Here is a 19,785-nt window from a genome sequence, read left to right on the forward strand (position 1 = left end):
GTTTTTAGCTGGCATTTTTGTAGAGATTGACTAAACTCATTTTTTATTATACCCTATTTAAAGGCACAACAGCTTATGCTGGTTGCCAACACTATCGTAGTTGAATTAAAGTCAGTCCAAACTCTACTTCCTATTCATGAGGCTCAAGTTATCTCCTACCTCAAAATGACTGGTTATCCTCTAGCCCTTCTTATCAACTTTAATGTCCGCTTTTTAAAAGAAGGAATTCGCCGCCTCATCCTCTCCTAACAAACCGTCTCATCCCTCTCCTCTCTGCGCCCTCTGCGCCCTCTGCGGTTCATTCCTCTTAATATCTTTAATTATTTCACCTCCTTATAATCCACCCCATAACTCGTATCTCTCCCCGACAAATACGTCGTTTTCCCCGTTAAAGTCTCCAGAGTTTTTTTCGTTTCAGCCGAAGTAATCGAATTCAGCGGCACGCCGAACTTGCTAGCCAAACCAGCCGCCACGCCCACACCTTGTCCTTGATAAATATTCACCGTCGCAATTCGCCCGACGGATACAGCCATACCCACATAACCGGACGATCGCCCGACAATGGCTAAATTCTTGACTTTGCTAGCCAAACCGCTTTCTATCCCGAAATTATAGACGGGTAGCGGCGGAATTCTCGCAGATAAATTCTTGACTCCGCCCCGCATATCGAAATCGTAGGAAAAACTGCCGATCGACTTTTCGGGTACTGTTCCCCCTTTGATAATCTCCTGCCCCGTCAGCGGATCTACCACATCGCGAACGTTCAAAGTTTGCCTGATATAAACCTCGTCTGGAAGAAATACTCTCACATCTTTACCAGACTTCTTTTGTAGCCAGTATTGGAGAAATGACATTTCTCTAATCATTTCAGGAGTCGGTTTTCTGCCGTTAGCTTCCATCTTCATGATTTGGTCAACTTGGTACTTAAACAGAAACCCGTTCCAGGACAGCACATTTTTGTTATAAACGCAGACATTGCCTTTATCAAAAAAGAATCCTTTATTTTGACTAAAGGGCATATTTCTATCTATGTGATACGCTGCGCCTATCGCTACGCTTCTGATGTCGTAGCCGTCTGTATATGGTTGATAGATGGTACTCCAGAAATTTCTCATCCAGAATTTTGTACTAGCCGGATCTTTAGATTTTGTAATGCTTTCTTTAATTTTCTTGACCAAAGGGGTGTTGTAGAGAATTTCATCTTCTATTCTGCGGAAATCGGACATCGTTATCCCTGTAATTCTCGGAACTACAGAGACTGCTAAAGTTTCATTTTTGGCTTTTATATTTTGAGATTGATATCCTGTATAATAAGATAATCCAGCTTTTCTGGCTAATTCGGCGTCTTGAGTTACGTCAATAAAAGAGTTGGCTTTAATGGTTAAATTTCTGCCTTTTACTTCGGCATATTCGATTTTTTTATCTACGACGCGGGGAGTAAGAGTTGAGTTGGAAATAACTTTGACTCCTGCTGCAGAAAGCATCTGTTTGAGAGCTCGATCTGCCTTTTTTGGATCTAAGCAAGATTCGGGCGCATCCGCTTTATCTAAGAATTCCTTAAAACATTGGGCGTAGGGTTGGCGATACCAACCGGGGATTTTATCTACATCGATGTAAGCTAAACCGCCGCGGGTGAGTAAGCCGCCCAAAGGAGCACTTCCGTAGTTCGATCGCACGATCGCAACTTTGCCCTTTGCGCCTAAAGTCTTCTTAGCCCATATCGCCGCACATATCCCCGGTACTTCATCACCATATACTACTACATCAAACTTTTGCTCCGGTGATTTTTTGGGAGTTACCGGAGGCGGGCTGCTGGATTTTTGCTGCAGAGTTGCAGCGTCTAAGGTAGCACTTGCTGGGTCTCTATTTGCGATATAGTTTTCTATTTCTCGGAAAGGCGGATAATTAAGTAAAAGTTTTACGGCGGCAAAGATGATTGCAATTGAAGCTAGTTTCTTGAAAGTAGAGAGCATTCAGTTGACTCGTGGATAAATTTGCAATACCTGAAAGCGCACTTCAGGGTTTACGGAGTTGAATATAGCACGTTTAGATAGTTTCGACACAAGTTTAAATTTTCCGGCAACTGTTGTTAGAGGTTTTGCCAGTGTTACTGGTTTGGCAGGGCTATTGATGAGGGTAAGGATGGTGAGTGCGCTCTTACTTTATCACTCCCGACTTTCCCAGCCGCTTGTAATGTGATACTGAGAGGGAAGTAAGGGCGAGATAGTAACCGGAATCATTGGCTCAGTGGTAAAGTTAGATCAAACTGAGGTATGGCGGAAACTTGAGGAGGTACAAAGAAGTGACAGCAGAAACACAGGTGACGATTGAAGAGATTGACGAAAAATCCCCCCATTTAGAAACTGTTATAGCCCTAGGTGATGCCAATAAAAAAACTCTGGGTTTTTTTACCGAAGGTGCTTTTCGCGAAAGTGCTAGAGATCGCGTGATACTTATAGCACTCAATCCTCAAAAAAATTGCATTGGCTATCTGCTTTACCGACCAGTGCGTCGCAGCAACATTATTGTTATCGTTCATCTCTGCGTCGATCCTGCATATCGCGGTCGGGGTGTTACTAAACAGCTAGTCAATTCCCTCAGCCAAAAAACTCAGAATTTTTATGGAATTCAACTCAAATGCCGTCGCGATTATGGAATAGACAGAATGTGGGAAACATTGGGTTTCATTCCTCTTAACGATCGGCCTGGAAGAAGTAAGGAGGGTAAACTGCTTACTGTTTGGTGGTTGGATCACGGTCATCCAACTATATTTTCTCAAGCTGCTGCACAACAACTAGAGTCTAAAATTTGTGCTGTTATTGATACAAGTATTTTCTTAGAATTGCACGGGAATGAAGATATTGAAAGCGCCGAATCAGACTCTCTACTTGCTGACTGGTTACAAGATTATTTGGAATTGTGTATTACCGATGAGATTTTGAAGGCAATAAACGCAATCTCTGATGTCCATCTCAGAAAGCGTAAACGCCTCTTAGGGGATACTTTTACTAAAATCAACTGCGATAGGCAGGCTTTTGAAACCAAATTTAAGTCTCTCAATGGTCTAATTTCCACTATCAATTTTGATGAAATAAACGAAGCATTAGTTCGTCAATTAGCACAAGCTATTGCTGCTGATTACTTAATTTTTTTAACTCGCGACCCCAAAATATTAGCTTTAGCAGATGCCCTCTATGAAAACTTTAGTTTAGCAATTATGACTCCTACAGATTTAATTGTTAAACTGGATGATGTTCGCAGAGATACTCAATATCAACCTGTCCGGTTTGTCGGAATACAGAATCTCACCATTCAACTAATTGATAGCAAATTTGATAAGTTACTGTTAACCAACTGTTTTCATGCGGTTGATAGAGCCGAGAAAATAGCCGATTTTCAGAGAAATATGCGCCAGATAATTGCGAATCCCGATAAATTTAAGTGTCATGTCATTTTAGATTCTGAAAATCAACCTCTGGCTTTAATTGCCTATTGCCAACATAAATATCACGAATTAGAAGTTACAATGCTCCGAGTTAAACGCGGTGGTCTAGCAGCGGCACTTGCACGGTACTTACTTTTCCACTCCATATCAGTTTCAGTAAAAGAAAACAGGCAATTTACGAGACTTATTGACCAGCATCTCGATGCAATTGTTATACAAGCCATTCAAGAAGATGCTTTCGTTCGAGTTAAGAATGGGTATTTAAAGGCTAATCCGCCTGTAGCAGAAACAGCAGCAGATATGTCTCAAAAACTGGCAAACCTAGCCAAAATTGGGGAAGAATATAATTTTTGCATGAAAATTGCAGAGACCCTTAAGACTCCCGAATTAATTCAAGATATTGGAACGATGGCAGAGCTTGAACGTTGCCTTTGGCCTGCTAAGATTATTGATGCTGACCTGCCTACTTTCATGATTCCCATTCAACCCAGATGGGCAAAAGACTTATTCGATGAAGAGTTAGCTAAGCAGTGCCTTTTTGGATCTAAAATTGAGCTAGCCTTAAAACGGGAACTTGTATATTATAAAAGCAAGTCGGCTAATGGTGGCCTCAGACCGGGTGTTATTGGTAGAATTTTATGGTACGTCAGCTCCAATTCATCATTTACTCTGGGGACAAAAGAGGTTAAAGCTTGCTCTAGACTAGAGGAAGTTATCATAGACAAGCCGGAAAAACTCTATCGGCAATTTCGCAGCTTAGGAGTCTACGAATTAAAAGATTTAATGACAATAGCCAAAGAGGAACCAAACGCAGATATCATGGCGATAAGATTCAGCCACACTCAGCTTTTCACTAACCCATTGACATTAAAGAGAATTCAGGGAATACTGGGTAACAAGACAACGGTTCAAAGCGTATTTAGGCTTCCAGAAACTAAATTCGGAATCATCTACAAAGAAGGAACCGCGACCTAGAAAGAGGATAATCACAAATGTCAAATATCTTATTATTATCTATTCGTCCCGAGTACGCAAATAAAATATTCGACCGTACAAAAACAGTTGAACTGCGTCGGGTTCGCCCTCGACTTTTGAATAAAGGAGATCTAGTTGTAATCTATGTTTCATCTCCAGAAAAAGCTGTACTTGGTTCCTTCAAGGTGGATAATATAGTTGAAAAACCTATCGCAGACCTTTGGGAGGAAGTTGAAAAGATAGCAGGAATTAGCCATGAAAATTTTTATGATTATTACAAAGGTGTAAAAATAGGTGTAGGCATCTTTTTAAAAGATATTCATAGATTTAGTCAGCCAGTAGAGTTACATCGTTTAAGAAACAAGTTACCTAACCTTAAACCGCCACAGAGTTTTCGATACTTGACAACTAATCAGTTTAACATTGTCAATTCATTAGGAGAACGTTAGACAGGAAGTGTTGCTAAAAATAGTAATTAATAGAGAGTTTTTGAGAATAGCATGGAAGCGGAAAAAAGGGCTGAGTTTGTCAAATTATTTCAAGAATTTGTCAATTCATATCCATACACTCCCGATGGGTTGCGTCACACAGCGGCTTACCAGGAGCAGCGTCAGCAGGGGCGTCGAAATTTTGAAGCGATCGCTGCTGCTGCTGAGTCTGGAGAAGATGTGACTGAATCTATAATGTTGAAACTTCTACCTTACGAAGACTCTCCTACTAATCGACAAAGGGGAGCCTGGATTCATATTAATCCGTGCATAATAAAAGGGTTATTATGGAATTCAAAATCGTATAAAAAATTGTCATTAATAGCGCCAGTAAGAATGGCCGAATTAATTTTTTATTTAGTCTGCTGTTGTAACGACGATCCGAGTCAGCTATATTCGACCTGTAGAGAGTTTTCAGAAGAAATGCGCGTCTCCTTGTTCGGCGAGATAGGGATGCTAACGCCTATCCTCAATGCTCTCCGTCCCGATGACTTTCTCGCGATTAATGACAAGTCAATACAGGTTATTAACTATTTCGCCAATACGTCGTACAGCAAACAGCTAATAGACTACTCCTATGCTAACTTAACCGGACACAAGCTTCTCAAAGAATTAACTAAAGAAATGCACCAGACTGGCGTTCCATCTATCCGAGAGGACGATGTATTTGATATGTTCTGCCACTGGCTTGTAGAAATAAAAAAATATGACTTTCCTAGTAACGAAGTGCCATTAGTAGATGAGGAAATTGTGTTTGAATACGCTGTAGAAAAAGTACAGTTGCAACCGGAATATCTTTTGAACCAATGTGCCGAAGAAACTGGCTTTGACGAAACAGAACTAAAGCGCTGCATACGCACCATCCACCGCAAGAAACAAGCCATCCTGCAAGGCCCGCCCGGAACCGGAAAAACCTTCACAGCGGAAAAACTAGCCAAACATTTAATCGGTGGCGGCGATGGCTTCTGGGAACTGATACAATTTCATCCAGCCTATACCTATGAAGACTTCATTCAAGGTATCCGGCCGCAGAGTCAAAATGATCGATTAACCTATCCCATAGTTCCCGGTAGATTCCTCGAATTTTGCACCAAAGCTGAGTCTCGTCGAGGCATTTGCGTTATCATTATTGATGAAATTAACCGTGCAAATTTATCTCAGGTATTTGGAGAGTTAATGTATTTGCTTGATGACCGCGATCGCACCGTTAAATTAGCGAGTGGCGAAGAATTTAGAATCCCTACAAATGTCCGCATTATCGGCACAATGAACACCGCAGACCGTTCTATTGCCTTAGTCGATAACGCACTCCGCCGCCGCTTCGCATTCATTCCCGTCTATCCCAATTATGAAGTCCTGCGACAGTATCACCAGAGAGAAAAAACAGGTTTTCCAGTTGATAAATTAACTAGCATTCTAGAAGATGTCAATCGCGCAATTAACAACAAACACTATGAATTAGGCATCTCCTTCTTTTTGACAAAAACCTTAGTTGAAGATATCTCAGATATTTGGGAAATGGAAATTGAGCCATACCTCGAAGAATACTTCTTTGATAACCTGGAAAAAATGGATGAGTTTCTCTGGGAGAATATCAAGAATAAATTGGGCTATTGACAATCTAACGCCGTCATTAACGCCGATACCGTGGCGTTACCGCATCCACCACAATTATGAAACCAGAATCCAGCCGACTTATCGAACTTACAGAATATCAATTAGCAACTTTTGAACAAGATTTTATCCCCGAATCAGTAGGAGATAAAATATATATGAATTATGCCAAGGAGATAGAGATAGAATTTCCCAACCGTAAAACAAAATATCAATGGCAATTAAAATCTAAAGGCAGAGTTGGCAACATTCCCATCACTCCAGAATTTCACATCGCCATCCGCCCCAAGGTTCCCATAAACAACCTCTTCGGAATGCTTGACTATGCCTACAACCTTAAGATAAAATTTCCCCAAGGATCGATTCAGTGTCAATTTTTAGAGCAAATTTACGAGACATTAGCTAACATTCTTGCCCAAAAAATTCTAGAACGCTGTCGCAAAGGATTATATCGCGATTACTTATCCAAAACAGAAAGACTCGCGTACATTCGCGGCCGCATCGATTTGCGGTCAGCCCTGCAAAAACCTTGGGATGTTAAACTAAAATGCCACTATAACGAACAAACAGGCGATATCGAAGATAATCAAATTCTGGCTTGGACACTTTTCATCATTGGCCGCAGCGGTTTGTGCGGTGAATCTGTCTCATCCACTGTGCGAAAAGCCTTTCACGCACTCCAAGGATTTGTCACATTAAAACCTTTTAAATCAGAAGCTTGTGTTGATAGAAATTATCACCGTTTGAATCAAGATTATCAACTTTTACACGCCTTATGTCGATTTTTTTTAGATAACACAGGGCCGAGTCACGAAACAGGCGATCGCGAAATGCTCCCTTTTCTCATAGACATGGCTAATTTATATGAACAATTTGTCGCTGAATGGCTCAAAGCAAATACACCAAAAGGCTTTTTTGTCAAACAACAACACCGAGTCACACATGACAAAAACTATTTCGATCGCATTGACTTACTCCTAGGCGATAGTGAAACAAAAAAAGTCCAATACGTCATCGATACAAAATACAAAGCTCCCGATAAAGTAGCCAATAATGACATTCATCAAATAGTTGCTTACGCAAATGCGTTAAAGTGCCAAAATGCAATTCTCGTCTACCCGCAAAACCTCAAACAGCCATTAGATATAAACAATGACGATATTCGAGTTCGCAGTCTAACTTTTTCCCTAGATATCGACCTGAATGAAGCCGGAAAAACCTTCTTAACCTCTCTACTTCCAAACACCCTCCCCTAACTCTTCTCTGCGCCCTCTGCGCCCTCTGCGGTTCATTTCTCCACAAAAAAAGAGGCGCAATTGCGCCTCCCAAATCTTTCATGTCAGGGTTCTAAACACTAACAGCCACTTTCGCTTCTTTTGCAGTCAACTTCTCGTAAGTCGCCCGCATCTTCAATCCGACTAACACTTGGAACAAACCAGTTCCATTGTTAGAACCAGGATATTCGCGGTGCTGGAGCAACAGGTGAGTTAACTCGCCTTCATACTTCGCAGAAGTCTTGCTCAAATGGCTTTCGATGTAAATAACTTCTTCGAGATTCTCGAATTGACCATCTACTTCCAAAATCGAGACTTCGTGACCGTAGAAAGCATCGGGCCCGTAGTACATCTTAATTCCGGGATAGGAACAAGTCAGCTTGCGGCCGCAAGGAACCCAGTTAATTGTTGAACCTTCGTCAAACAAATACGCAGGCTCAAAATTGGCGATGCCTTCGCGCTGGATCATCTGCACGCGCAGAACTTTCCGCTCCTTGTCATCTTTGATCAAGTTGGTCGGCAACACTTGAATTACCACATCAGCATATTGCTTTTGCGGGTCGATGTAGGCCGTAAAATCTGGTTTGCGAGCATTGATCGCAAACAGCACGTCTTCGTAACGGTGGCCCCGTTCCGCCATGTCGCGCTGGATTTTCCAAGCAATTTTTACCTCGTCGCTGATGTCGAGGTAGACGCTGAAGTCGAGGAGCGATCGAACTCGCTCGTCGTACAGGGGATGCAGCCCCTCAATCACAATCACGTGATTCGGCTCTACCCGCTCAGGAGGATCGAGCAGACCAGTTTCGTGGTTGTAAATCGGCTTGTCGATCGCGTGACCTTCTTTGAGAGCCTTCATTTGCTCAGCCATCAGGTCAAAATTGTTGGCTCTGGGGTCAAGGGCTGTAATCCCTGTTTCCTTGCGCTGCTTGCGATCGAGACAATGATAGTCGTCGAGGCAGATTACAGTAACGAAATCTTCCCCGAACAAATCAGTCAATCGGCGTAAAAAAGTAGATTTTCCGCATCCGGAATCTCCGGCAACGCCAATTAAAACCACGCGATCCGGCTTACTTGTCATAGTTTCCCTCTAACAAAATCACTGTTTACTAACTAACTCAACTCTAGATTCCACAAAATTTCAGCCCGCAGGTAGCGGCAAGCAGGCTTTGTGCTGCTTTGCTACCCCGAGAGGATCAAGTTCTCACCAGCATACAGCAGTGAGTTGACTGCCTGCCCGGGAAGACCCAAGCAATCTTCAAGGCAAGTAATTAATACTAACTTTAGCGGTTAATCTTACCAGAATGCGTCGGCCCCCTACAAGCTCAACCTCATTAAACTGCTCGAATCTTCCTTTCTCTGGTGGGGCGCTCCCCAAATCACAAGGACTTATCGGGGCAGATCCCCCGATCGGGTAAAATATTGGCAGTACGCAGACAACAATAGCTATAGGTCAACAGCCGAACGCAATAGGGCTCGGTGAGCGCGGCGTTCGGCTACTAGGGATTTGATACGCGAGCGATCGCAACTTCAACACTCCTGCCGGCGTGGCGAGGCCCAAAAATTGGCGCGGCCAATTAGTCCCGATGGCCTTAAGAAAAAAGTAAATTGAGTCTAACGTCACATTCTCTTTCTTTATAACTCTGTATCGTGAAGGACAAGCAACAAATGTACAGCCCAAGCATATCTGGTGTGGCGACCAACTCAGAATCAGGCAGCCGCATCTTTGTTTACGAAGTGGAGGGTATGCGTCAGAGCCAAGCAACTGACCAAATAAGTAACCCGATTCGCCGTAGCGGTAGCGTATTTATCTCCGTGCCCTACGATCGCATGAATCAGGAAATGCGCCGGATTGCTCGCATGGGTGGAAGAATTGTCAGCATCCGCCCCTCAAACAGCGCTCCCGAAACAAATGGCAAAGTCGCACCAGAAGCAGGGCTACAGAGTCAGAAATCTGGAGAAAAAACTAAGCCTATGACTCAAGCCAAGGAAAAAGTTCAGGTTCCTGTTAACCTCTACAAGCCGGCCAATCCCTATATTGGTAAGTGCATTTCTACAGAAGAATTGGTCAAAGAAGGCGGCGAGGGTACAGTCCGTCACGTCAAATTTGACATTTCTGGAGGCAATTTGCACTATCTCGAAGGTCAAAGTATCGGGATTATTCCCGATGGCACAGATAAAAACGGCAAACCTCACAAAATTCGGCTGTATTCGATCGCCTCCACCCGTCACGGAGACGATGTAGACGACAAAACAGTCTCTCTGTGCGTCCGCCGCCTAGAGTACAAAAGCCCAGAAACCGGCGAAAAAGTCTTTGGTGTTTGTTCGACTTTTCTCACCGGTTTGCAACCTGGAGATGATGTCAAAATCACCGGCCCCGTAGGCAAGGAAATGCTGTTGCCCGACGACGAGGAAGCCACCGTGATTATGATGGGTACCGGTACGGGTATTGCTCCTTTCCGGGCTTATTTGTGGCGGATGTTTAAAGAAAACAACCCCGGTTACAAATTCAGAGGTTTAGCTTGGTTGTTCTTTGGAGTTGCTTACACTCCCAACATTCTTTATAAAGAAGAGTTGGAGCAATTGCAGCGCGAGTTCCCCGATAATTTCCGCTTGACTTATGCCATCAGCCGCGAGCAAAAGAATGCTGACGGCGGCAAGATGTACATTCAAAACCGGATTCAAGAGAACGCAGACCAATTGTGGGAATTGGTTCAAAAGCCAAATACTCACACTTATATCTGCGGTTTGAAGGGTATGGAAGGCGGAATTGATGAGGGAATGTCGGCCGCGGCTGGCAAGTACGGTGTTGACTGGGCTGCCTATCAGAAACAGTTGAAGAAAGAACACCGTTGGCACGTTGAAACTTATTAATGTGTTACCTGATTTAATCTGATTTGTAGGGTGGGCTTGGCTCGCCCTACAATTGTTTTAAACAGTTTTTAGTTTTCAGAAGCTTGAACGGCCCACAAAAAGTGTACAATATACAGTAAGCTCACCGAAAAAGGGAGATGACTGACATGACCCTAATTTATACCCAACAACTGACCTTTAAAGAGTATCTGGACTACCAGGGAGAATCAGGTGTTTGTTATGAATTATATCGGGGACATATCATTGAAATGCCAACACCGACAGCTATACATATCAAAATATGTGAATTTTTGGTTTACCAGTTCCGGCGCTTCTTTGCAGCACACAACCTACCGCTAGTTGCAGTTGTCACTACCGCAGTCCGAACCGAGGAAAACTCTGCGCGCGTTCCTGATGTGGTGATTTGCACTCAGAGTCTTTGGGAACAAGTCTGCGCGCAACCTGGTTCCGCAGTCTTGGACTTTGAAGAAAAACCGCTGTTAGTTATAGAAGTTACCAGTCAAAATTGGCGGGACGACTACATCCGTAAACGGGCAGAATATGACTTAATTGATATCCCTGAATATTGGATTGTAGACCCCAATCAACCGAAAATACGAGTGTGTAGCCGTCCAGAAAATGAAGGCAGTTACTCTCACCAGGAATTCTTGCCGGGACAGCAAGTTCAGTCTGTACAGTTCGCTGAATTTATTTTATCGGTGAATCAAGTGCTATCTCCGCCGCTAGTAGAAGATTTAATTCGAGAAGAAGAAGCACAGCGACAGCAGCTAGAACAGCAAAATCGGCAGCTAGAACAGCAAGTTAATGCAGAACGCCAGCGGGCCGAAAGATTGGCCCAGCGACTCCGAGAAATGGGGGTAGACATGGATTCAGAACTGTGAATTGTCATATCAAATTAGATCCCCGACTTCTTTAAGAAGTCGGGGATCTGGATATTGAGCTTACTTAAATGACAAATTGCTTGATTAGCATACAATGATTGTAGGTTAATTGAGTTTCTACGGGTCAAAGTCGTGGCTTTCAAAATTGGTTTGTTAGGTTTGGGTACAGTTGGGGCGGGAACAGCAGAGATTTTGCTCTCCCCAGATGGCCGCCATCCGCTGTTGCAGGAATTGGAAATCTATCGGGTGGGAGTGCGCGATATTTCTCGAACTCGGTCTTTACAATTGCCAGAAAATGTGCTGACAACTGACCTAGAAGCGATCGCAACTGACCCGGAAATTGATATTGTAGTAGAACTGATTGGCGGATTGGAACCGGCGCGATCGCTCATTCTGCAAGCTATTGCTAGCGGCAAGCACGTCGTCACTGCCAACAAAGCAGTTATCGCCCGCTACGGGAATGAAATCTTCGAGGCCGCCAACAAAAAAGGCGTTTACGTAATGCTAGAAGCTGCTGTCGGCGGCGGCATTCCAGTCATTCAAAGCCTGAAACAATCTTTAGGTGCAAACCGCATTCAAACTGTCACCGGCATCGTCAACGGCACAACTAATTACATCCTGACGCGAATGCAAACAGAAGGTGCAGACTTTGCCGAAGTGCTCGCCGACGCTCAGCAATTAGGTTATGCTGAAGCTGACCCCACAGCAGATGTAGATGGGTTAGATGCTGCCGATAAAATTGCTATTTTAGCCTCGCTAGCTTTTGGCGGACGCATCAAATTAGCAGATGTTCACTGCGAAGGTATCAGGAAAGTTAGTGCGGCGGATATTGACTACGCCGACAAGCTGGGATTTGTGATTAAATTGTTGGCTATTGCTCAAGAAACCTCCCACTACAATGGCAAGCAAGCGGAGGGAGAAAGCGAACTGCTGTCAATTCGAGTGCATCCGAGTTTTGTGCCTAAAACTCATCCGCTGGCGAGTGTTAACGGGGTTTACAATGCAATTTTAGTCGAAGGAGAGCCGATCGGGCAATTGATGCTGTACGGGCGCGGCGCCGGTGCGGGCCCCACAGCTAGTGCCGTAGTATCCGACATTATGAATGTGGCGGCTATCATGAAAAGCCAAGCTGTTCCGACTCCTCATCCTTTGCTGAGTTGCAGTCACCAACACTACTGCAAAATTGCTCCGATGCAGGAACTTGTTACTCGCTTTTACGCCCGTTTTCTGACGCGCGATACTCCGGGGGTAATTGGCAAACTCGGCACTTGTTTCGGCAACCACAAAGTTAGTTTGGAATCCGTTGTGCAGACGGGAATTCACGGCGATTTAGCAGAAATTGTCGTCGTGACTCACGATGTTAGGGAAGGGAATTTTCAACAAGCACTCGATGAAATTCGCGCGATGGAAGCAGTCGATAGTGTTGCTAGCACGTTGCGAGTTTTGTAAAAGTGATGTGCGAGGGGCGGGTTTCACATAAAATCTTTGCTAATAATTGACAATCTCTAAAACCCGCCCTATCACTCCCCCAGCGGTAAATGTCATGTATATTTTTGCTATCTGATAAAAGTAAAAGTTAACTTAGATTCATCTTTGCGCGGTGGCGGGTTTATGTAGCTTTTTTGTACTTATTAAATATTGTTGGTAAAATCGGCGGCTACGCGATAATGAAAGGAAGAGAATTCGATTTGGTCGATCGGCAAACGGGAAGGCACTTGCTAGATTCCCTATACGAAAAGTTTGCCAAACCCCAAATGCACGATACTTTTAAACCCAATAATCCTTCAATTTACATTCGGCACGAGTCAGGGCAAGTAATTGATGGAAATTATCTCATAGAAAAAGTGTTTGAAGACTCTCGCACTGGTTTTTATGCTGAAAGTCGCCTCCCCATTTCGGGCAATAATCCGCCTGTTTTAGTGATTCGCGGATACGGTTCTTGGTATCCTTTCGATCACGTTTTGGAAGATACGCCCGATGTATTTATGGCCAAACTAGAACGCCAGTTAAAATCGGCGCAAACTGCGGGTGCTATTGATTGGATAAAGCAGCAATTTCACAGCGGGAATCCGCCCGATGTCATCGGAGAAAGTTTGGGAGGCAAAGTTGCTCAGCAAATAGTCGCAAAATACCCAGATTATATTAGATCCACTGTAATTTTTAATTCTTTAGGCGTTTCGGAAAAGTTAGCTAAAACTTCCACCGCTAACAATGTTTTTCACTACTTTACTTTAGGCGAAAGGTATGCTTTCTGGGCAAATGAAGGCGATTACATACCGGGAACGATTTTTATCATTTCCCAGAAAGGCAACAACTGTTGTTATAAAATCGAAGAGGCGATCGTCCGAATGGCGCGTTTTGAAGGCAAGTTTCAGAAAAGACGAGCCCTGGTGGTAGTATTGGCTCAGTTGCTGTTGGTAAACAGACACAATGCGATCGTCCTCAACAAACGGCGGCCAGTAGTCGTTCAGATCGATCGCACTCAATTGCAAATTTTCCGAAAAAAGCGCTTTGTTTAAACTCAGACAGAATTGCTTCAGGCCGCAGATGGCTGATTTTCCCGCGCTGCGACTGCCAGAAGCAGACAAAGTGCTGCGATCGCTTTTTCCCATTCTTCCTTTACAGCGGTGGGTTGAACTTCATCAAAGGCGCTAACTAAACGAGGGATGGCTCGTTCTAATGCCTGTCTGGGAATTGATTTGTGCAGATCAACTAAACGAGTTAAACTTTCTTGATTCTTCAAAAAACCTATTACCCATTTCGTAGTATGATCGGGGCTCTCAGGGAAGTTTTTAATTCCTAGTTCTGTTTGCAACCAGTCGTAAAAAGGCGGCAGCTTTTGAGCTAAAACAGTTCCAGCAGTTGGCAAAGTTTCTTTGAGCAAATTAGTATCCAGGCTTTCCAAGACTTGATTGAATTCCGGTGAATCCAGCAAGCTGGTTAATGGCAGTGAAAGCAGCACTTCTGAAGCGTCAGGGGATACATTTAAAGTCCGCGAAAATGTTTGCAGCATTGGAAAGTATCTGGTAGAGATGACTTTTTTAGCCTAACAATCACGCGAATCAATGAATATGAGCTACCTCATATTAGCAAAATTGTAAGATCTCGATCGCCCAAGAGGCATCTAAATTGAGCTGGGTACATCTGCGGCTAATAATTTCCCATTAAATGATTTTACACAAATTCTCCCTTAGCAACCATCACCACCTTACCACCAACCAAAACAGTTATTTCCCCTTCATTTTTGGCTGCTTGTAACAACAGCAAAGAAGGTCGATCGATTTCATAACCCTGCTCAACTCTGACATCAATTTTAGCTTCCCCATAATAAGCATATTCTACCAAATACCCAGCCAAACAACCGTTAGCACTGCCAGTCGCTGGATCTTCTGGAATTCCTAATGAATGGGCAAAAACTCGCACGCTCAAATTATTAAGATCGCTGTAAGTTTCTGGGCAAAATATTAAAATTTCTTTCGCTTCTGTGGTATCAACTAGCTCAAAATATTTATCTAAGTTGACTTGAGCTTTTTTGAGGGATGCAAGAGTTGTTAATGGGACAATTATAAACGGCACTCCCGTAGAAACTTCTTGAATTGGGAATCTAGAATCAATTTCCTCTGGTTCTAAATTCAGGACATTTGCCAGACTTTCGGCTGATAAAACTTGACCAAAACTAGGCGGGTTTTGTCGCATCCACAAAATCTCTGCCGATTCATTGTGATAATTAAAAGTAACTGGAATTTGACCGACGGCTAGATTGAGAATTACTCGATCGACCTTTTCGCGAATAATCTCTTGCTGCAACACAAACGCAGTGCCCAAAGTCGGATGACCCGCAAAGGGCAATTCCTTCTTGGGCGTGAATATCCGCACGTCATAGCCGCCATCTCGCGAATCGGGCGATCGAATAAACGTAGTTTCTGAATAATTGATTTCCCTCGCTATCAGCAGCATTTGGGCCTCAGATAGTTCGGCAACTCCCGTACCGCAAAATACAGCGAGTTGATTGCCAGCATATTTTGACTCCGCAAACACGTCAACTATATAAAAATTCACATTTCCCTCGTTCAACAGTAGTGTGTGTAGCAGCGGTTTCAACCACCTCCTCCTTATAAAAGAAGTTTTTAACTTGCTATTTCAAACAGCGAATTGCCTCCAACATTCCCCTGGCTTTATTGAGAGTTTCCTCATATTCCATATCCGGGTTAGAATCAGCCACCAAACCAGCGCCAGCTTGCACAGAAACCGAATGTTTGTCACCACCTAAAGACCGAACAACCATAGTCCGAATGGCGATCGCACTATTCAACTGTCCCTCAAAATCATAATACCCGTAAACCCCAGAATACGGCCCCCGGCGGCAACCTTCCAACTCGTGCACAATCTCCATCGCCCGAATCTTCGGAGCACCACTAACCGTACCCGCAGGAAAACCAGCTTTCAACAAATCCCAAGCTGTCTTATCCTCAGCCAATTCTCCCACTACATTGCTCACAATGTGCATGACGTGAGAATAACGCTCAATTTCCATTAATTCGTCAACTTTTACAGTACCGTTTCGGCAAACTCTTCCTAAATCGTTCCTGCCCAAATCAACTAACATAACGTGTTCCGCAATTTCCTTCGGATCTTGCAGCAATTCAGCAGCCAAAGCATCATCTTCTTGAGGAGTTTTACCCCGGCGGCGAGTGCCGGCGATTGGCCGCAAAGTTGCTATCTTTTTGCCATCAGCAGTGTTTTCCGCCTTCACCATAATCTCGGGACTCGAACCGATAATCTGCCAATCTCCGAAATGAAAATAAGCCATGTACGGAGAAGGATTTATGAGACGCAAAGATCGGTAAAGTGCAAAAGAATCGCCACTGTATTCAGCTTCTAGTCGCTGCGAAATAACTACTTGAAAAATATCTCCGGCTTTGATATAATCCTTAGCCTTTAAGACATTAGCACAATACTTTTCACGGGTAATATTGCTAGTGTAAGCCAATTCTGTATTTCCCGTTGTGGAACGGGCATCTTGCCCGTTATTGGGAGGTGTCCATTCTATGAGAGTAGATTGCCGGGAAAGCGGCGATTGCAGCTTCTGAACTAACTTGCCAACCCGATCGCACGCTTGCTGATAAGCCTCGGCCAAATCAACCCCAACCTCCCGCAAATCCGCATAGGCGACGGCCCAAATTTTCCGCTTCACCTGGTCGAAAATCAGCAAATTATCCACCTGCATCCACAACCCATCCGGCAACTCATTCTCGCTGGCTGGATGCACGGGAACTCGCGGTTCTATCCACTTAATTAACTCGTAACCCCAAAAACCGAATAGCCCGCCAATTCCCGGCGGTAACTGTGGCAATTTCACCGGTTGATAAGACTCCAAACATTCAGTTAAAGCTACAAACGGATCGCCCGTAAATACTTTTTCGGAACCGTCACGATAAACTTGAGTTGTGCGAGATCCCCTTGCCTCCAAAATCCACAACGGATCGCACCCTAAGAAACTATAACGCCCAAGTTTTTCCCCACCTTCGACCGACTCCAGCAGAAAACTGTAAGGTTGACCCGCACAAACCCGATACCACGCAGACACCGGCGTATCCAAATCAGCAACCCATTCTTGATACACGGGTACAAAATTGCCTTGTTTCGCCAGTTCCGAGAATTGTGAAAAATCGGGGAATATCATATATATCAGAAGGAAGAAGGAAGAAGGAAGAAGGAAGAGGGAAGAAGGAAGAAGGAAGAAGGAAGAGGGAAGAAGGAAGAGGGAAGAGAAAAAATGCAATCCTGGCAATAATTTCAGCGATTAAAAGCGTCCTAACCGTCTTGGGTTCAATAAACAAAAGACGGAAACCAACATCCCTCCGGCGACCGATACTCGCCAACTGCCATCACCGCCATCGGCTTGAGGGCGCGCACCCCCTGTTGCAAGCACCACCGAAACAAACTTGCGTACCTCAGCGGCAAGTGAAAAGAAAGCAATTCTTGGGAATTGTACGCAGCAGCCCCCAAGAGCAAAGCCTGCATATCCGCTTCTGTTTCCGCGACACTGTGGCCCAAAGCAGACACCGCACAAGTATAAGCCACAATCCGACCTTGCTGGCAAGCAACGAAGGGAGAAAAGTAATTCAGGGCGTCTTGAATTTCCGAAGTTCGATCGCACCCGCACAGTTTTTCGCACAAAGTCGCACATTCACCAACATCCTCACTAGCCATCGGTCGCACCTCAAACCCATGCTGCGGCTGGCTGCGAAACTTCCCCTCCATTAAAACGAAAGGTTCCTTCACCTCAAAACCCAAAGAAGCGTACAGCGACAGCGACGCCATATTAAAAGATTCCTGAACCAAACGGATGCCCCGAGCGTCCTGTCCGCGTTCCAGCAAAACTTTCATGATTTCGCGTCCCGTGCCGCGGCCTTGAAAAGTTCGATCGACACTGACGGGCCCGATACCGCGAATCGGGTTGCGTTCGTCCATAAACCCGCAGCCGACAACCGCACCGGAACTCTCGGCTACTACGTCAAAAAACAATGGACTGTCAATCAGAAGACCAATAATTTCAGTTGAAAACTCCAGCGTCGGAAAATCTGTATTAGGGAATTGGTGGCGATCGGAAATACCTTTAAAAGCTTCATAATTAATGCGAGCGCAAACATCTATATCAGAAGGCTGCGCTCGCCTGATTGCAACATTCATTTTTAATTTAACGATTAACTTTTAATTAGATTTGAACTTGGCAGTAGTGTTCGGGTGCTGCGACCGACGGCCTCGGACGCCCGAATACCACTGCCAACACAAGTTTACAAGCTGAGCCTTTCTAGGCAATATTACCTATGTTTTGCTCAGCCATTCACTCATCGTCTAAGGATCGAAAGTCTTCTTACCTGTGAACTTCAACTTAGCCGGATTTGGATTGCTGCCAATATTGCGGTCAATCTTACCGTTGTAGGGACGACCTTCGTTCACCTTCTCAGGGAACACGCCATCTTTGGGATGGAGGTACTCAGTCGTACCGTCGGGAAACACGCGGTAAATTTTGTAGTTCGTGATTTTGAATTTGGCCCGCAGTTGCTGGCCGCCCAAAGCGATGCACTGCTCCTTCCGGGGCAGATGCAGCAAGTTGTCGCCTTGACGCATAATCGCAGCGCCACCAGTAGGCATTTCAAACACCTGCTCCTTGGGGCTAGTCCAAGTGATAGCGTACTTCTCTTCAACTAGCGCCTTGGTCAGCAAGCCGCCGGTGCTGCCGCCGAAGATTGGGGGTTGTCCAGTAAGTTGTTCGGCCATAGATATATCCAAAGGATTTTTACGGCATCGTATCATCGAGACTGCACGCTGTTCTCGAAATTGTAAGGAAAATTAACAGTTTTTTGGCGATCGATCTTTTCTGATAATTGATAATTAGTAATTCATAATTGATAATTGGTAATTTTCACCAAAGTTAGAAAACAGAATTAGGCAGCACCAATCCCCAAAAAACCCTAAAAAAAACAGCAATGCTTCGGGTGTCCCACAAGCACCCGAAGCATCCCACCTTTCCCCATTCCCCACACGCGATCGAACTATTTACCGCGTCAACCCTAAGTCAAGAACGTCTTAGGATCATAGCTGCGCGGAATTTGACTCAAAGCAGTCCAAGTTTCTTGATTGACAATCCCGTCAGCCTCCATCCCAAAGCTTTTTTGAAATGCGCGAACAGCTTTCTCCGTCAAAGTAGCAAAGTCGCCGTCAACTTTACCGCCATAGTGCTTGGAAATCCTGAGAACTTCCTGAACAGTAGCGACTGCTTCCCCAGAACTGCCCAATCTGAGTACCGGCATATTAACTGGAGCTTCAGTATAAAGCGCCTGCCAAGTGAGCGGCCCGACAATGCCGTCCGCCGACAAGAAAACCCGAAACTGAAACAGTTTCACAGAAGATTCAACTGCTTTGTTAAATATTCCTTTAGCAGGCTGCCGATAAATGCGTAACTTCGTTAGCAGGTGTTCGAGTTCCAATACGGCTTTACCTTGAGAACCTAATTGCAGTTGGGGCTTGTTGACCATAGGTTGAGTAGATTTCATTGGGGTTGTAGGTGACATAATCGATTTTCCTAACCTCTAGGTTGGAGTATTCTTAGGGGAAAAAACTTTTTCCGGGCGAAACATTGGCCGGGAGCATCCCGGTTTTGTAAAAGTGCTATCCAGAGAGGATAATAGGTAGAGCGTCAACAGAAGCGTGAATTGCATTTGTAGGAGGAG

The 19,785-nt window shown here is 44.4% G+C and carries 18 protein-coding genes; 10 read left to right on the top strand and 8 right to left on the bottom strand.

Annotated features, from left to right (window positions below; genetic code table 11):
• Positions 1-75 precede the first annotated feature (75 nt).
• Positions 76-249, top strand: a complete 174-nt coding sequence (locus tag QT994_RS25325; protein WP_333179496.1) for a GxxExxY protein — start codon at positions 76-78, stop codon at positions 247-249.
• Between the two features lie 71 nt (positions 250-320).
• Here the strand turns inward: QT994_RS25325 and QT994_RS25330 are convergent, their stop codons facing one another.
• Entirely contained in the window at positions 321-1,973 is a 1,653-nt protein-coding gene (locus QT994_RS25330; protein ID WP_333179499.1) for an FAD-dependent oxidoreductase, read from the bottom strand.
• 329 nt (positions 1,974-2,302) lie between these two features.
• On the opposite strand from QT994_RS25330, the gene QT994_RS25335 reads away from it, so the two are divergent.
• The 4 genes from QT994_RS25335 to QT994_RS25350 are packed head-to-tail and all read left to right on the top strand — an operon-like array spanning position 2,303 to position 7,778.
• On the top strand, positions 2,303-4,420 hold the full coding sequence (locus tag QT994_RS25335; protein WP_333179502.1) for a GNAT family N-acetyltransferase: 2,118 nt from the start codon (positions 2,303-2,305) through the stop codon (positions 4,418-4,420).
• A 17-nt stretch (positions 4,421-4,437) separates the two neighbouring features.
• Positions 4,438-4,869: an ASCH domain-containing protein gene (locus QT994_RS25340; protein ID WP_333179505.1), complete on the top strand. Its 432-nt coding sequence runs from the start codon at positions 4,438-4,440 to the stop codon at positions 4,867-4,869.
• Between the two features lie 51 nt (positions 4,870-4,920).
• Complete coding sequence (locus QT994_RS25345; RefSeq protein ID WP_333179508.1) at positions 4,921-6,525, top strand: AAA family ATPase; 1,605 nt, start codon at positions 4,921-4,923, stop codon at positions 6,523-6,525.
• 56 nt (positions 6,526-6,581) lie between these two features.
• Positions 6,582-7,778, top strand: coding sequence for a 5-methylcytosine restriction system specificity protein McrC (locus QT994_RS25350; RefSeq protein ID WP_333179510.1), 1,197 nt, complete (start codon positions 6,582-6,584; stop codon positions 7,776-7,778).
• A 91-nt stretch (positions 7,779-7,869) separates the two neighbouring features.
• On the opposite strand, the gene QT994_RS25355 is transcribed toward QT994_RS25350, so the two are convergent.
• Entirely contained in the window at positions 7,870-8,874 is a 1,005-nt protein-coding gene (locus tag QT994_RS25355; RefSeq protein ID WP_333035850.1) for a phosphoribulokinase, read from the bottom strand.
• A 587-nt stretch (positions 8,875-9,461) separates the two neighbouring features.
• Between QT994_RS25355 and petH the strand changes: the two genes are divergently transcribed.
• The 4 genes from petH to QT994_RS25375 all read left to right on the top strand — a co-directional run bounded on the left by petH (position 9,462) and on the right by QT994_RS25375 (position 14,067).
• Positions 9,462-10,667 carry a ferredoxin--NADP reductase gene (gene petH / locus QT994_RS25360; RefSeq protein ID WP_333179513.1) on the top strand — a complete coding sequence of 402 codons (1,206 nt, stop codon included), beginning with the start codon at positions 9,462-9,464 and terminating at the stop codon, positions 10,665-10,667.
• Positions 10,668-10,804: 137 nt separating this feature from the next.
• Positions 10,805-11,548 (top strand): Uma2 family endonuclease, encoded by a 744-nt coding sequence (locus tag QT994_RS25365; RefSeq protein ID WP_333179516.1) that lies wholly within the window; start codon positions 10,805-10,807, stop codon positions 11,546-11,548.
• A gap of 132 nt (positions 11,549-11,680) precedes the next feature.
• Positions 11,681-12,997 (top strand): homoserine dehydrogenase, encoded by a 1,317-nt coding sequence (locus tag QT994_RS25370; RefSeq protein ID WP_333179518.1) that lies wholly within the window; start codon positions 11,681-11,683, stop codon positions 12,995-12,997.
• 173 nt (positions 12,998-13,170) lie between these two features.
• Complete coding sequence (locus QT994_RS25375; protein WP_333179520.1) at positions 13,171-14,067, top strand: hypothetical protein; 897 nt, start codon at positions 13,171-13,173, stop codon at positions 14,065-14,067.
• A 17-nt stretch (positions 14,068-14,084) separates the two neighbouring features.
• Here QT994_RS25375 and QT994_RS25380 read toward each other — a convergent pair whose 3' ends face one another.
• From QT994_RS25380 to trpE, 3 genes are all read right to left on the bottom strand, one after another.
• A complete protein-coding gene (locus tag QT994_RS25380) occupies positions 14,085-14,561 on the bottom strand; it encodes a hypothetical protein (protein ID WP_333179523.1) in 477 nt (158 codons plus the stop codon).
• Positions 14,562-14,722: 161 nt separating this feature from the next.
• Positions 14,723-15,607, bottom strand: a complete 885-nt coding sequence (locus tag QT994_RS25385) for a PhzF family phenazine biosynthesis protein (protein WP_333179532.1) — start codon at positions 15,605-15,607, stop codon at positions 14,723-14,725.
• A gap of 76 nt (positions 15,608-15,683) precedes the next feature.
• A complete protein-coding gene (gene trpE / locus QT994_RS25390) occupies positions 15,684-17,231 on the bottom strand; it encodes an anthranilate synthase component I (RefSeq protein ID WP_333179525.1) in 1,548 nt (515 codons plus the stop codon).
• Between trpE and QT994_RS25395 the strand changes: the two genes are divergently transcribed.
• Entirely contained in the window at positions 17,182-17,355 is a 174-nt protein-coding gene (locus tag QT994_RS25395) for a hypothetical protein (RefSeq protein ID WP_333179535.1), read from the top strand. The genes trpE and QT994_RS25395 overlap by 50 nt on opposite strands.
• A gap of 22 nt (positions 17,356-17,377) precedes the next feature.
• Here QT994_RS25395 and QT994_RS25400 read toward each other — a convergent pair whose 3' ends face one another.
• From QT994_RS25400 to QT994_RS25410, 3 genes are all read right to left on the bottom strand, one after another.
• Positions 17,378-18,241 carry a GNAT family N-acetyltransferase gene (locus QT994_RS25400; protein ID WP_333179527.1) on the bottom strand — a complete coding sequence of 288 codons (864 nt, stop codon included), beginning with the start codon at positions 18,239-18,241 and terminating at the stop codon, positions 17,378-17,380.
• A 165-nt stretch (positions 18,242-18,406) separates the two neighbouring features.
• Entirely contained in the window at positions 18,407-18,832 is a 426-nt protein-coding gene (locus QT994_RS25405; RefSeq protein ID WP_333044721.1) for a photosystem I reaction center subunit II PsaD, read from the bottom strand.
• Positions 18,833-19,125: 293 nt separating this feature from the next.
• Positions 19,126-19,626, bottom strand: a complete 501-nt coding sequence (locus tag QT994_RS25410) for a peptidoglycan-binding protein (protein WP_333179530.1) — start codon at positions 19,624-19,626, stop codon at positions 19,126-19,128.
• Between the last annotated feature and the right edge of the window lie 159 nt (positions 19,627-19,785).

Source organism: Microcoleus sp. S13_B4, assembly GCF_036700885.1.
Taxonomy (GTDB): domain Bacteria; phylum Cyanobacteriota; class Cyanobacteriia; order Cyanobacteriales; family Microcoleaceae; genus Microcoleus.